Genomic DNA, 14,826 nt, shown 5'->3' with positions numbered 1-14,826 from the left:
CAATAATGAATCTCATTTGCAAAAATGACAAATAAAACCTTGTCATACAAAGATAAATTTAAATTTAATCCAAATTAAAACAAATAAAACATCACACACCGTCACAATCGTATTTACAATTTTCACACCCCCGCACTGAATAAAACACTAATCCAATCGAATAAAAAACCGCCCCCGACTTATTCGTTCAATCCCTTCGCCATATCAATATAACGATTGCTCATAACTCTATAGCGGCTAATTTGTTCGCCCACGCTCGGCATCTGCCATAAAATGGCCACGCTTACTAAAAGCAAATCGTGTTCTTTCCATTATTTTGGTTACCACATAACGATAAGCAAAACGCTCGCGCATGAACGCGGGCAAGTGGCAATTCCATCGCTTTTGATTCCACAACCAATTGAGATAAACCATGAACGCCATTGTCGACCCTGTTTTTCAACCATTTGGAGTTTCCGCGGCGGATCTGGCCCGGCAAATACTGGGGCTGGTTTTCAAACTGCGCCGCATTCACCCGGAGGATCTAACCGCAACGGAAGATCTGGACGCGGAAATGGCCCCTCACCTTCCCAAGATTCAAGCCGCCGTAACCCGCCGCCAGCCGCTGCAAATGATTCTGCCGGCCTTCCCCGGCAAATCGCCCAATCGTAATAAAACCCTGGGCGTGATGCCCGATTTGGCCGAGCGCCACGCGATGGATAATCTGCATCAGCTTTGCAGAGACATTCAAAGCATCTACCCGCCGGGCGCTCAAGTCGCCATTTGTTCGGATGGATATTGTTTTTCCGACGTGGTGTATATCCCGGACGCGGAAGTCGCCGCCTATATGGACGACTTGATTCGCTATGCGCGGCAGCGCCATGGAGACAGCTTTCGCTTTTACGACTTGAAAGATCACTTCAGCTATATCGGCGACCTGGATTCGCAGCGCGAAGAATTGCTGATTCTTTACAGCGACTCCATCGAGCAGATCAAACGCCAATGCCAGGACGAACCTGCGATGCGCGCGATGTACCAGGGCATTACCCGCTTCCTGTTCGAGGACGCGCAAGGCATGGAGCGCTTTGCCGGCCACAGCAAGACCAGTTTGCAGAAAATGGCGCGCGCCAACGCCTATCGAGTGATTCAGCGCAGCAACGCCTGGAGCCGGCTGCTGGAACGCGCGTTTCCAGACAGCTTGCGCCTGTCCATCCATCCGCAATTTCGCGTGTCATCCAAGATCGGCGTGCGGCTGGTGGACAGCGTCGATGCCTGGCTGACGCCCTGGCACGCGGCCGCGATCAAGCACGAGCACGGCGTGATGTTGAAAAAGCGCAGCGACATCGACGAAAACCAGTCCGCCTTGGTCTTTGTCGACGGCCGGCCAAGCCACTTCATCGCCACCGCCGCCTGAAGCCCCTCCCCTTATTGTTTATTTCGAGTATCGCCATGCAAAACGAACCCCTTGTCGCTTCCATCGTCTCCATTTTGCTCGACGCCTTCCAGGGCGACGCGGACCACCCGCAGCTTGAGTCCTACCGCCAGGCGCTGAGCGCTCAAGTGGAGCGCTTCGTGCGCCGGCAACAGCCGCTGCAACTGCTGCTGCCGGGCTTTCCGCTGAAATCCCCCAACACCCGCGACAAAACCGCGTCCGACCGCCCCGACTACGCCGAATACGCGGCGCTGGAACGGCTGGACCAACTGTGCCGCGCCGTCGGCCGCGTCTACCCGGCCGGTTGCACGCTGGAGCTGTTCAGCGACGGCCTGAGCTTCCACGACCTGCTGGACATCCCGCGCGACACGGCCAACGACTACCACCGCCGGCTGCGCGCGCTCTACGCCAGCCCGGTGCTGCGCTGGCATGACTACGCCAGCGTCCAGCCCGGCTTCGACCGCCAGCGCGACCGCGCGGAAAGCGTGCTGCGCCGCTACCTGCCCGCCGCGGCCGCGGACTTCTCCCAGCCGCTGCCGGAAAACCAGGCCGGACGTCAGCCGCAATGGCTGAACTTGCTGCGCGAAGACAATGCGGCGCGCGGCATCGCCGAGGCAGAGGACTGGCCGCGGCGCGCGCTGCGTCTGGCCTGGCGCGGCATCGCGCTGGACGCGATGCTGGCCGAACACTTCCCGGAAGCCATCCGGTTGACCATTCACCCATCAGGCTCGCCCGGCGGCAAATTCCCCATCCGCCTGTCACCGGCCCAGGCCGAGGCGGCCTTGCCCTGGCACCGCGTCTACCTGCTGAACCTGGCCGGCCGCGGCGAGCTGGTCTCCAAGCGCCAGGCGCTGGACGCGCGCCGCGCCAAGGCGGTGAGCTTCGACGGCCACCCCTGGCTCTACCTGGAACAAGCCGGCGCGGAATGGGAAGGTTGCGAACTATCGGTCATGCTGGCCGGCCGCTTCGGCCTGTTGATCGAAAACCGCCGCCCCGGCGCCAACTGCCTGTCGCTGCCGCGCCCGGCCTTGACCCGCTTGGCTCAGCTCTTCGGCTTCGTCGCGCTGCGCGGCTTCGCCGTGGAGGACGAGGACAATCTGATCGACTTCAGCGCCCAGTTCGGCACCCCTTACATCTGGCAGTTCGGCGCGGTGCACAAGGTCAAGCCGGAGGAAGACGCCGACGGCTTCGTCCACTCCTTCGAGGATCTGCCGCTGCACTGGGATTTGAGCATGCTGCCGGCCGACAATGAGTTCGTGCGCAAGAACCCGCGCTTCAGCGCCAGCCTGTTCGCGCTGTATTGCAAGACAGCGCCGCAACACGGCGAAGGCCAGACCACGCTGGTGGACGCGCGCAACATCCTGCGCCAAGTGCCGACGGCCACGCTGGCCGAATGGGAGCGGCTGGAAATCCGTTACCACACCAAGTTCACCTATTTCGGCGGCGACGCCCGCGTCTATCCACTGGTGGAAACCCACCCGGACACCGGCGAAGCGGTGCTGCGTTTCCAGGAGAACAGCAACTCCGAACTGCAAAAGTTCTTTGTCGACGTGGAAGAACGCGCCGACGACTACCCCAACCTGGTCCAAGAATTGCTGGAACGGGCTTACGCGCCGGAAAACCTGATTGAGCACGACTGGCACGACGGCGATCTAGTGCTGATCGACAACTACAACAGCCTGCACGGCCGCCGCGCGATGACACGCGCCTCGCGCGGACGCGAGCTGTGGCGTGTCCAGGTCCACAAAGGCCAAGAACCGGTTCAAAGACTCGCGAGCAAGGGCGAGATCGTAAACACGTTCTAAGGCCCGCCCCGCGCCGTCCGGCTCCGCCGGGCGGCATCGCCCCCCATCCCCCGAAAACCGCCATGAACCCACGCAAGCAGAAAGTCCTCTTCGTCGGCGAGGCCGTCACCCTGGCCCATGTCGCCCGCCCCTATACCCTGGCCGCCGCGCTGCCCGCCTCGGACTACGCTATCCATCTGGCCGCCGCGCCACGCTTCGATTACCTCTACCAACGCCAGGACATCCATTACCATCCGCTGCTCACCAAGAGCTGCGAAGATTTTCTTCACGCCGTGGACAACGGCAAGGCCTTGTACCGCCGCGAGGAAATCATCGCCTACGCCGAAGAAGAATTGCGCCTGATCGAACGCCTGGACCCGGACATCATCGTCGGGGACTTCCGCCACTCGCTGGGCATCAGCGCCGCGCTCTCCGGCAAACCGCTGATCAACCTGATCAACGCTTACTGGAGCCCCCACCGCCGGCCGGAGCCGCTGCCGGTGCCGGAGCTGGCCAAGATCAATCTGCACCGCCTGCCCGTGATGACGCCGCTGATGCGCTGGATCACCCCGCTGGCCACCCGCTTGCTGGCGCGCTCGCTCAACCGCGCCCGAGCCCACTACGGCCTGGCCCCGTTCGCCAATTGCTTCGAAGCCTGGAGCCACGGCGATCAAGTGCTGTACTACGATTCACCGGAGCTGGTGCCGCTGGGCCCGCTGCCCGCCCACCACCACTATCTGGGCCCGGTCACCTGGTCGCCGGGCGGCCCGTTGCCGGACTGGTGGACGCAACTGCAAGACCGCCCCACCGTCTACCTGTCTCTGGGTTCCTCCGGCAATCTGGCCCTGCTGCCCACCCTGATAGATCAACTGCTGGGCGAAGGGCTGCAAGTCATCGCCAGCACCGGCCGCCGCCAGCGGCTGCCGCAGCGCTCCGGCCTGTTCAGCGCCGACTTCCTGCCCGGCGAGGCCGCCGCCGCCCGCGCGGACCTGGTGATTTGCAATGGCGGCAGCCCCACCAGTTACCAGGCGCTGCAACAAGGCCGCCCGGTGATCGGCATCCCGTCCAATATGGACCAGCTGCTGGCAATGCGGCATATCGAAGCCTACGGCGCCGGCGTCATGCTGCGCCGCCACCACATCGAAACCGGCCGGCTGCCGCCTCTGTTGCGGCGTATGCTGTCAAAACCGTCCTATCGCCAGCGCGCGCAGCAACTGGCCTGGCATTTCGCCGCCACCCGCCCGCACCTTACATTTCGACAAGTCTTGCAACAATTCGACATACAATCGCCGGCGCAAGCAAAGCCCGGTTCAAACAAGGAGCGCATAATGCCGTAAGCATCGACCCTCGGCCTGCTGCGGCGCCCCTCACCGCCCATCCATGCCGGCGGTCGCCTTTGAACGATCCGGAGCGGCCCTCGCCGCTCCAACGCCGCACTCCTGGAGCCCCGCCGTGACCCAATCCGCCGCGCCTCGCCGCCCTTTTTACCGCTCTCCGCTGTGCTGGGGCCTTATCGTCGCGCTCGCGTTGGGCGGCTGGTGGTGGCGGCAACACGCGACCGCGGACCCCGCGGGCCAACGCCGCGCCGCGCCGCCGGCGGCCGTGGGCGTGGCCGCCGCGCAGCGGCAGAACGTCCCCTTGCAGATCAGCGCGCTGGGCACCGTCAATTCCACTTACACCGTCACCGTGCGCAGCCGCGTGGACGGCCAGCTGGACAAATTGCATTTCGAAGAAGGCCAGCCGGTCAAACAAGGCCAGTTGCTGGCGGAGTTGGACCCGAGGCCATTCCAGGCCGCGCTGGCCCAGGCCGAAGGCCAGTTGCTGCGTGACCAGGCGCTGCTGCAAAACGCCCAGTTGGATCTGAACCGCTACCGCCAACTGCTGGAACAGAACTCCATCGCCAAACAGCAAGTGGACACCCAGGCGGCGCTGGTGCGCCAGTACCAGGGCACGGTCAAGCTGGACCAGGGCGCTGTGGACAACGCCCGGCTGCAGCTCAGCTACAGCCGCGTCACCGCGCCGGTGTCCGGCCGCGCCGGCCTGCGCCAAGTGGACCCGGGCAACATCGTCCACGCCAGCGACGCCAACGGCTTGGTGGTGATTACCCAAACCCAGCCCATCAACGTGCTGTTCTCCGTGCCGGAAGTCAGCCTGGGGCCGGTATTGCGGGCCAGCCGCGCCCAAGCCGGCCTCGCGGTGGAAGCCTGGGACCGCGACAACCGCAACAAGCTGGCCGACGGCAAATTGCTGGCCATAGACAACCAGCTCAACACCAGCACCGGCACCGTCAACCTCAAGGCCCGCTTCGCCAACGCCGACGAGGCCCTGTTCCCCAATCAATTCGTCAATGTGCGCCTGAGCCTGGGCGAACAGGAAAACGCCGTCACCGTGCCCGCCGCCGCTGTGCAGCTGGGCAAGGCGGGCAGCTATGTCTATACCGTCAACGCGGATAGCAGCGTGAGCCTGAACCAGGTGAGCGCCGGCGCGCGCGTCGGCGACATCGTCGTCATCGAACAAGGCCTGAAGCCCGGCCAGCGCGTGGTGGTGGACGGCCTGGACAAACTGCGCGACGGCGCCAAGGTCACGGTGGTGGACCGCGCCGCGCAAAACCTCCAGGCAGCCCAGGCCGCTGGCAAAAACGGACGCCACAAACGCGACGGCAGCGGCGCGGCCGGCAAACGCCGCGCCTCGGCGGCGCAATAAGCGCGGAGAAACGGCATGAATCCCTCGCGCCTGTTCATTTTGCGGCCGGTGGCCACCACCTTGCTGATGGTGGCCATTCTGCTTACCGGCCTAGCCGCCTGGCGCATGCTGGCGGTGTCCGCCCTGCCGGAGGTGGACTACCCCACCATCCAGGTGGTCACCCAATACCCAGGCGCCAGCCCGGAAGTGATCACCTCCTCCATCACCGCTCCGCTGGAACGCCAGTTTGGCCAGATGCCCGGCTTGTCGCAGATGTCGTCCACCAGTTCCGGCGGGGCCTCGGTGATCACACTGCAGTTCGGCCTGGAACTCAGCCTGGACGTGGCCGAACAAGAAGTGCAGGCGGCCATCAACGCCGCCGGCAACCTGTTGCCGTCCGACCTGCCCAATCCACCGGTGTACAGCAAGGTCAATCCGGCGGACACCCCCATCATGACCATTGCCGTCACCTCGCCCACGCTGCAACTGACCAAGCTGGAAGACCTGGTCGACACCCGGCTGGCGCAGAAGCTGTCGCAAGTGCCCGGCGTGGGCCTGGTCAGCATCAGCGGCGGCCAGCGCCCGGCGGTGCGCATCCAGACCAATCCGCGCCAGCTAGCCTCGCTGGGCCTGACGCTGGAAGACGTGCGCACGGCCATCGCCAGCGCCAACGTCAACCAGGCCAAGGGCAGCTTCGACGGCCCGCACCAGGCCTCCACCATAGACGGCAACGATCAGCTCAAATCCGCCGATGAATACCGCGGCGTCATCATCGCCTACCGCAACGGCGCGCCCATCCGCCTGTCCGACGTGGCCCAAGTGGTGGATTCTGCGGAAAACATCCGCCTGGCCGCCTGGGCCGGCGCCACCCCCGCCATCATTCTCAATGTGCAACGCCAGCCCGGCGCCAACGTGATCCAGGTGGCTGACCGCATCAAGAGCCTGCTGCCGCAGCTAAGCGACTCCCTGCCCGGCGCGGTGGACGTCAAGGTGCTGAGCGACCGAACCGTGACCATACGCGCCTCGGTGGCGGACGTGGAGTTCGAACTGATGCTGGCCATCGCCCTGGTGGTGATGGTGATCTTCCTGTTTTTGCGCAATGTGCCGGCCACTGTCATCCCCGCGGTGGCGGTGCCGCTGTCCCTGGTGGGCACCTTCGGCGTGATGTACCTGGCCGGTTTCTCCATCAACAACCTCACCTTGATGGCGCTGACCATCGCCACCGGCTTCGTCGTGGACGACGCCATCGTGATGATAGAAAACATCGCGCGTTACATCGAAGACGGCGAAACGCCGATGGCCGCGGCGCTAAAGGGCTCCAAGCAGATAGGCTTCACCATCATCTCGCTGACCATCTCGCTGATCGCCGTGCTGATTCCGCTCCTGTTCATGGGCGACGTGGTGGGCCGGCTGTTCCGCGAATTCGCCGTCACCCTGGCGGTGTCCATCCTGATCTCGGCTTTCATCTCGCTGACGCTGACGCCGATGATGTGCGCGCGCCTGCTCAAACACGTGCCGGAAGACAAGCAAGGCCGCTTCTACCACGCCAGCGGCCGCTTCTTCGACCGGGTGATCGCCCGCTACGGCCGCATGCTGACCTGGGTGCTGGAGCGGCAGACGCTCACCCTGCTGGTGGCGCTGGCCACCGTGGCGCTGACCGCCGCGCTCTATCTGGCCATGCCCAAAGGCTTCTTTCCGCTGCAAGACACCGGCGCCATCCAGGGCGTCAGCGAGGCCTCGCAGTCCATCTCCTTCAGCGCCATGGCGCGCAAGCAGGAAGCGCTGGCGCAGCAGTTGCTCAAAGACCCGGCGGTGGACAGCCTGTCCTCCTTCATCGGCGTGGACGGCAATAACGCCGCGCTCAACAACGGCCGGCTGTTGATCAACCTCAAACCCAAGGAACAGCGCGACGATATCCGCACCGTGCTGAGCAGGCTGCAACACCAGGCCGACGCGGTGCCGGGCATGGCACTCTATCTGCAGCCGGTGCAGGACCTGACCATAGATTCCCGCGTCAGCCGCACCCAGTACCAGTTCACGCTGCAAGCCACCAGCGCCGAGGATCTGTCCGCCTGGACGCCCAAACTGGTGGAAAAGCTGCGCCGGCTGCCGCAGCTGGCCGACGTGGCCAGCGACTTGCAAGACAAGGGCCTGCAGGCCTACGTCAACATCAACCGCGACACCGCCGCGCGGCTGGGCGTCAGCACCGCCGCCATAGACAACGCGCTGTACGACGCCTTCGGCCAGCGGCTGATCTCCACCATCTTCACCCAGACCAACCAATACCGCGTGGTGCTGGAAGTGGACCCTCAGCACCAGAAAGACCCGCTGTCGCTGAAAAGCCTGTACGTGCCCACCGCCAACGGCGGCCCGGTGCCGCTGGACGCGGTGGCCAGCATAGAGGAGCGCCCCGCCGCGCTCGCCATCAACCACCTGGGGCAATTCCCCACCGCCACCGTGTCCTTCAACCTGGCCCCCGGGGCCTCGCTGGGCGCGGCGGTGGACGCCATCCGCCAGGCCGAGGCCGAGCTGGGCCTGCCGGCCAGCATAGACACCAAGTTCCAGGGCGCGGCACTGGCCTTCCAGGCCTCGCTGTCCAACACTCTGTGGCTGATCCTGGCCGCCATCGTCACCATGTACATCGTGCTGGGCGTGCTGTACGAAAGCTATATTCATCCCATCACGATTCTCTCCACCCTGCCCTCGGCCGGCATCGGCGCGTTGCTGGCTCTGCTCTTGTCCGGCAACGATCTGTCGGTGATCGCCATCATCGGCATCATTCTGTTGATCGGCATCGTCAAGAAAAACGCCATCATGATGATAGATTTCGCGCTGGAAGCCGAACGCGAACACGGCATGAGCCCGCGCGACGCCATCTACCAGGCCTGCCTGCTGCGCTTCCGCCCCATCCTGATGACCACCATGGCCGCGCTGCTGGGCGCGTTGCCGCTGATGCTGGGCGGCGGCATGGGCTCAGAACTGCGCCAGCCGCTGGGCGTGGCCATGGTGGGCGGCCTGCTGCTCAGCCAAGTGCTCACCCTGTTCACCACCCCGGTGATCTACCTGGCCTTTGACCGGCTGGCGCGCCGCCTCCGCCGCAAGGCCAAGCCGGCACTGAGCGCCGAGGGCGAGGCATGATCCCCTCCGCCCCCTTCATCCGGCGCCCGGTGGCCACCACCCTGCTGACCCTGGCCATCCTGCTGGCCGGCTTGCTGGCCTTCAAGCTGCTGCCGGTGTCGCCGCTGCCGCAAGTGGATTTCCCCACCATCTCCGTCAGCGCGCGCCTGCCCGGCGCCAGCCCGGAAACCATGGCCGCCACCGTAGCCACTCCACTGGAACGAGCGCTGGGCCGCATCGCCGGCGTCACGGAAATGACCTCGTCCAGCTCGCTGGGGTCCACCCGCGTCACCTTGCAGTTTGAGCTGGACCGCGACATCGACGGCGCCGCGCGCGACGTGCAGGCCGCCATCAACGCCGCGCGCGCCCTGCTGCCCACCGGCATGCCGTCCAACCCCACCTACCGCAAGGTCAACCCCGCCGACGCGCCCATCATGATCATCGCGCTGACCTCGGACAGCCTGAGCCGCGGCCAAATGTACGACGCAGCCGACACCATCCTCGGCCAGAAGCTGGCCCAGGTGGAGGGCATAGGCGACGTCAACGTGGGCGGCGGCGCGCAGCCGGCGGTGCGGGTGGAGCTGAACCCGCGCCAGCTCAATCATTACGGCATCGGCATGGAAACCGTGCGCGCCGCCATCGCCGGCACCAACGCCAACCGGCCCAAGGGCTTTCTGGAAAACGACGAACGACACTGGCAGGTGCAGGCCAACGACCAAGCCACCAAGGCCAGCGACTACCTGCCGTTGATCGTCAGCTACAAAGACGGCGCCGCGGTGCGCATCGCCGACGTGGCCGAGGTCAAGGATTCCGTAGTGGACCTGCGCAACGCCGGCCTCCTGGGCCAGCAGCCGGCGGTGATGCTGATGCTGTTCCGCCAGCCCGGCGCCAACATCATCGAAACCATAGACCGGGTCAAGGCGCTGCTGCCGCAGCTGCAAGCCTCCATCCCCGCCGCCATCAAGATGCAAGTGGTGATGGACCGCAGCCCCACCATCCGCGCCTCGCTGCGGGAAGTGGAGCGTTCGCTGCTGATCTCGGTGGCCCTGGTGATCCTGGTGGTCTTCCTGTTCCTACGCAACGGCCGCGCCACCGCCATCCCCGCCATCACCGTGCCGGTATCGCTGGTGGGCGCCTTCGCCGTGATGTATCTGGCCGGCTTCTCTCTCAACAATCTCAGCCTGATGGCGCTGACCATCGCCACCGGCTTCGTCGTCGACGACACCATCGTGGTGCTGGAAAACATCGCCCGCCACATCGAAGACGGCATGAAACCGATGCAGGCCGCCTTGCGCGGCGCGCGCGAAGTCGGCTTCACCGTGCTGTCCATGAGCGTCTCGCTGATCGCCGTCTTCCTCCCCATCCTGCTGATGGGCGGCGTCATCGGCCGGCTGTTCCGCGAATTCGCCGTCACCCTGTCCGTGGCCATCCTGGTATCCCTGCTGGTCTCGCTGACCACCACGCCCATGCTCTGCGCGCGCTGGCTCAAACCGCGCGAAGAACGGCCGCCCGGCCGGCTGTTTCAATGGAGCGAGCGCGTCTTCGACGCCATGCTGGACGGCTACCGCCGCAGCCTGGACTGGGCCTTGCGCCACGGCCCGCTGATGATGCTGATCCTGGCCGCCACCATAGGCCTCAACGTCTACCTCTACCTGGCGGTGCCCAAGGGCTTCTTCCCGCAACAGGACACCGGGCGGCTCAACGGCATGATACGCGCGGACCAGAACATCTCCTTCCAGGCCATGCAGCAAAAGCTGCAGCGCTTCATCACCGTGGTGAGTCGTGACCCGGCGGTGGACACCGTGCTCGGCTTCACCGGCGGCGGCCAGCGCAACAGCGCCAATATGTTCGTCAGCCTCAAACCGCTGAGCCAACGCAAGGAAAGCTCGGACCAAGTCATCGCCCGCCTGCGCAAAACCCTGGCGCGCGAACCCGGCGCCCAGCTCTTCCTACAGGCGGTGCAGGACATCCGCATCGGCGGCCGCGCCAGCAACGCCCAGTACCAATACACCCTGCAAGGCGACGATCTGACCCAATTGCGCGAATGGACGCCCAAAGTCCAGCAAGCGCTGATGAAGCTGCCCATGTTGGCCGACGTCAACACCGACCAGGAAGTCAAAGGCCTGCAAACCACGCTGGTCTTCGAGCGCGACGCCATGGCGCGGCTGGGCCTGACCCAAGCCCAGGTGGACGCCGCGCTCAACGACGCCTTCGGCCAGCGCCAGGTCTCCACCATCTACAACGCGCTCAACCAATACCGCGTGGTGATGGAAGTGGCTCCGCAATACTGGCAAGGGCCGGACGGGTTGGACAGCATCTTCCTGCAAACGCCGGGAGGCCAGCCCACCCCGCTGTCCGCCGTCGCCCGCTGGGCGCCCGGCAACACCGCGCTGTCGGTCAACCACCAAAGCCAGTTCGCCGCCGCCACCGTCTCCTTCAACCTGCCGCCGGGCGCCGCGCTGTCCGACGCCACCGACGCCATCAACCAGGCGCTGGCCGGCGTCGGCCTGCCCAGCAGCATCCACGGCAGCTTCCAGGGCAGTGCCAAAACCTTCCAGGCCTCGCTGGACAGCCAGCCGCTGCTGATCCTGGCCGCGCTGATCGCCGTCTACATCGTGCTGGGCATGCTCTACGAAAGCGTGGTGCATCCCGTCACCATTCTCTCCACCCTGCCCTCGGCCGGCGTCGGCGCCCTGCTCGCCATCATCGCCACCGGCGGCGAATTCAATGTCATCGCGCTGATAGGTGTGCTGCTCCTGATCGGCATCGTCAAAAAGAACGCCATCATGATGATAGACTTCGCGCTCAGCGCCGAGCGCGAAGAGGGACAAACGCCGGAACAGGCGATACGCCAGGCCTGCCTGCTGCGCTTCCGCCCCATCATGATGACCACGCTGGCCGCGCTGTTCGGCGCGTTGCCGCTTGCCCTGGGCCGCGGCGACGGCGCCGAGCTGCGCACTCCGTTGGGCATCTCCATCGTGGGCGGCCTGCTGCTCAGCCAACTGCTGACCCTGTACACCACCCCCGTCGTTTACCTGTACCTGGACCGCTTCCGGCTGTGGTGCCGCCGCTGGCGGCCCGCGCGCGCCGCGCTGAACCGCGGAGCCGAGGAATGAAACCCATGAAAACACAAAGCCTTACGCTGGCCTGCGCGCTTCTGTTGGCCGGCTGCGCGCTGGGCCCGGACTATGTCAAACCCAAGCTGGACGTGCCGGCGGCCTATAAAGAGGATGGCCGCTGGAAAAGCGCCCAACCGCAGGATGCCCTGCCCCGCGGCGACTGGTGGCGCATCTATCAAGACCCGCGGCTAGACCAACTGATGGACACCCTGAACCGGCAAAACCCCAGCATCGCCCAGGCCGAAGCGCAATACCGTCAGGCCCAGGCGCTACTGAAACAGGCCGAGGCCGGACTGTTCCCCAGCCTGGGGCTCAACGCAGGCCAAAGCCGCGGCGTCAACGCCCCCGGCCAAGCCGCTTCCACCAGCTACAATCTGAGCGCCAACGCCAGTTGGGAACTCGACCTGTGGGGCGGCCTGCGCCGTTCGGTGGAAGCCGGTTCCGCCAAAGCCCAAGCCAGCGCCGCGCAACTGGCGGCGATACGCCTCAGCACCCAGGCGCAGCTGGCCACAGCTTATCTGCAGATCAGCGTCGCCGACCTGCAACTGCGGCAACTACAAGCCAATGAACAAGCGCTGGCGGAAACGCTGAAGCTGACCCGCAATCAATATCAGGCCGGCATCGTTTCCGACGCCAACGTGGCCCAGGCCGAAAGCCAATGGCAAAGCGCTCAGGCGCAGCGGGCGGACAAGCAACTGACCCGCGCCCAGCTGGAACACGCCATCGCCGCCGCGCTGGGGCAGACGCCGGCCAGCTTCAGCCTGCCGGCGGCCGGCGCCGAACCGCGCTTGCCCAGCATCCCCGCCGGCCTGCCCTCGCAACTGCTGGAGCGCCGCCCGGACATCGCCGCCGCGGAACGCGCGGTGGCGCAGGCCAACGCCCAAATCGGCGTGGCCCAGGCCGCCTTCTTCCCCACCCTCACCCTGTCCGCCAGCGGCGGCTACCGCGGCGCCAGCTTCGCCGACTGGGTCAGCCTGCCCAACCGCGTCTGGTCGCTGGGCCCGGCGCTGGCGCTCAGCCTGTTCGACGCCGGCCTGCGCAGCGCCCAGAAAGAACAAGCCATCGCCGCCTACGACGCCAGCGTGGCCGGCTACCGCCTGACCGTGCTGTCCGCCTTCCAGAGCGTGGAAGACAATCTGGCCGCTCAAAGATTGCTGGGCGAGGAAGCAGCCTCCCAACAAGCCGCGCTGGACGCCGCCCGGCGCGCGGAAACCATCGCGCTGAATCAATACCACGCCGGCACCGTCAGCTATCTCAATGTGCTGAGCGCGCAAAGCGGCCGCATCAACGCGGAAACCACGCTGTGGAACGTGAAAAACCGGCAATACGCCAGCAGCGTGGCGCTGATCGCCGCGCTGGGCGGCGGCTGGCAAGAGATAACGCCCGCCCCGTAGCACGCGGCCACACGCAGGGCGGGAGGAGCCGTAGGCGATACCCCCAGCGGTTTCTGGGCTTCACCTGCTCCAGCAGCGCGCCTTTCACCGTGGGTCGCGAGATTGCAAGATCAGCCCGCGCCCTCCCTCTCACACGGCATGGTTCAAGGCCGTGGCCGCCTTCTCGCGAACATTGTCCAGCACGCCGGGCTAGTCCTCCATCGCCCAACGCGCAAGCGGCTCAAGCCGGCATGAACTCTCCGCCTCCAAACCTGCTTACGATCCGTTACGCGTCGCCGATACAGCGTTGAAAACAGGTTCTAACGCCCCCGCCTCAATCCCCGGTCCGCCTCATAAAGTTACACAAGTTACAGTTTTCGCGATTTACAGACTACCCCTTCGCCATCAGGATAGCGCCACACTTTCCAACCAGGCAAAAGGACCAAAACCATGTTCAAGCATCTGATTTTATTAGCGTCTCTAACCGCGCCGCTGACCCAGGCCGTTGCGGCGGATCCGCTCGCCGTCGCCGCCGACAAGCTGGCCAAACTGGAACGCGACTTTGGCGGCAGCATCGGCGTCTACGCCATCGACACCGGCTCCGGCGCCACCGTGGCCAACCGTCCCAACGAACGCTTTCCCCTGTGCAGCTCTTTCAAAGGCTTTCTGGCGGCGGGAGTGCTGGCGCAAAGCCAAGACAAACCCGGCCTGCTGGACAAACGCATCCGCTACAGCAAGACGGCTCTGCCTAATTGGTCCCCGATTACCACCAAACACCAGGCAAGCGGCATGACCGTGGCCGAGCTCAACGCCGCCTCCGTGCAATACAGCGACAACGGCGCGGCCAATCTGCTGCTCAAGGAAATCAACGGCCCCGCCGCGCTGACCGCCTTCATGCGCTCCATCGGCGACGCCAGCTTCCGCCTGGATCGTCTGGAGCCGGAACTGAACTCCGCCATCCCCGGCGACCCGCGCGACACCTCCACGCCCAAAGCGGTGGCGGAAAGCGCGCAAAAACTGGCGCTGGGCAAGGCGCTGCCGGAACCGCAACGCCAACAGCTGGCGGACTGGCTGAAGGGCAACACCACCGGCAACGCCAGAATCCGCGCCGCGGTGCCGGCCGGCTGGGAAGTGGGGGACAAAACCGGCACTTGCGGCGTCTACGGCACCGCCAACGACTTCGCGGTGATCTGGCCGCCCAAGCGCGCGCCCATCGTGCTGGCGGTCTACACCAAGCACGCCAAGAAAGAAGCCAAGCACAGCGACGAAGTGATCGCCGCCGCAGCGCGGGCGGCGCTGGAAGCCTTTAACGTGAAGAAATAAGATGGGAACAGGCGCGG

At 65.1% G+C, this 14,826-nt stretch carries 8 protein-coding genes; all 8 read left to right on the top strand.

Features of this window, described 5'->3' with window-relative positions; all coding sequences use genetic code 11:
* The first annotated feature begins 412 nt into the window (after nt 1-412).
* The 8 genes from DXT74_RS13305 to blaCRH all read left to right on the top strand — a co-directional run bounded on the left by DXT74_RS13305 (nt 413) and on the right by blaCRH (nt 14,809).
* Entirely contained in the window at nt 413-1,393 is a 981-nt protein-coding gene (locus DXT74_RS13305) for an isocyanide synthase family protein (protein WP_194426189.1), read from the top strand.
* Between the two features lie 35 nt (nt 1,394-1,428).
* Nucleotides 1,429-3,216, top strand: a complete 1,788-nt coding sequence (locus tag DXT74_RS13300; protein WP_194426188.1) for an L-tyrosine/L-tryptophan isonitrile synthase family protein — start codon at nt 1,429-1,431, stop codon at nt 3,214-3,216.
* 62 nt (nt 3,217-3,278) lie between these two features.
* A complete protein-coding gene (locus tag DXT74_RS13295; RefSeq protein ID WP_194426187.1) occupies nt 3,279-4,532 on the top strand; it encodes a nucleotide disphospho-sugar-binding domain-containing protein in 1,254 nt (417 codons plus the stop codon).
* A 115-nt stretch (nt 4,533-4,647) separates the two neighbouring features.
* Nucleotides 4,648-5,898, top strand: coding sequence for an MdtA/MuxA family multidrug efflux RND transporter periplasmic adaptor subunit (locus tag DXT74_RS13290; RefSeq protein ID WP_231138181.1), 1,251 nt, complete (start codon nt 4,648-4,650; stop codon nt 5,896-5,898).
* Between the two features lie 15 nt (nt 5,899-5,913).
* Entirely contained in the window at nt 5,914-9,015 is a 3,102-nt protein-coding gene (locus DXT74_RS13285) for an MdtB/MuxB family multidrug efflux RND transporter permease subunit (RefSeq protein WP_194426185.1), read from the top strand.
* Nucleotides 9,012-12,110, top strand: coding sequence for a multidrug efflux RND transporter permease subunit (locus tag DXT74_RS13280; protein WP_194426184.1), 3,099 nt, complete (start codon nt 9,012-9,014; stop codon nt 12,108-12,110). Before DXT74_RS13285 ends, DXT74_RS13280 begins: the two co-directional genes overlap by 4 nt.
* Nucleotides 12,111-12,115: 5 nt before the next feature.
* A complete protein-coding gene (locus DXT74_RS13275; protein WP_231138180.1) occupies nt 12,116-13,507 on the top strand; it encodes an efflux transporter outer membrane subunit in 1,392 nt (463 codons plus the stop codon).
* 429 nt (nt 13,508-13,936) lie between these two features.
* Entirely contained in the window at nt 13,937-14,809 is an 873-nt protein-coding gene (blaCRH, locus tag DXT74_RS13270; protein ID WP_194426182.1) for a CRH family carbapenem-hydrolyzing class A beta-lactamase, read from the top strand.
* The last annotated feature ends 17 nt before the right edge of the window (nt 14,810-14,826 follow it).

Source organism: Chromobacterium sp. Rain0013, from assembly GCF_015291765.1.
Taxonomy (GTDB): Bacteria; Pseudomonadota; Gammaproteobacteria; order Burkholderiales; family Chromobacteriaceae; genus Chromobacterium; species Chromobacterium haemolyticum.
This window is presented reverse-complemented; position numbering and strand designations above follow the sequence as displayed.